1 protein-coding gene is annotated in these 632 nt (G+C 72.3%); it reads right to left on the bottom strand.

Going from position 1 to position 632, the window contains the following annotated elements:
• Nucleotides 1-632: beta-ketoacyl synthase N-terminal-like domain-containing protein (locus ACXJKJ_RS30955; protein ID WP_457395378.1), on the bottom strand; the 632-nt coding region annotated here is incomplete at both ends.

Genomic DNA, 632 nt, shown 5'->3' with positions numbered 1-632 from the left:
GCCCGGCGCGACCAGGGCCAGTGCCGGCAACGCGGCGTCGGCCTGCCCGTCCCACCAGTGGGTGGGCAGCTGCTGGCGCGGGTTGTCGGCCAGGACCATCCAGCACAGCGCCGCCTCGATCGCCCCGGACGCGCCCAGGGTGTGCCCGGTCAGCGGTTTGGTCGAACTGGCTGGCACGCGCGTGCCCAGTACGGCGGCAACGGCCTGGCTTTCCATCGCATCGTTGTGGCCGGTGGCGGTGCCGTGCAGGTTGACATAGTCCACCTGTGCGGCCGACAGCCCGGCGCGGTCCAGCGCCTGCTGCATCGCATCGATGGCGCCGCGTGCCTGCGGATCGGGGGCGGACATGTGGTGCGCGTCGGACGACTCGCCCCAGCCGGACAGACGCACCGGGCCGGGTTCTGCGGTCATCAGGAACAGCGCGGCGCCCTCGCCGATATTGATGCCGTTGCGGTTGGCCGAAAACGGATTGCAGCGCGCGGCCGAGACCGACTCCAGCGCGCTGAATCCGGCCACGGTGAAGCGGCACAGCGAATCGGCGCCGCCGGCGACGACCGCATCGACCACCCCGGCGCGCAGCAGGCGCGCGGCCGACATCAGCGCCTTGGCGCTGGACGAACACGCGGTGGAGA

The organism is Roseateles sp. P5_E1 (assembly GCF_054049335.1).
This window is presented reverse-complemented; position numbering and strand designations above follow the sequence as displayed.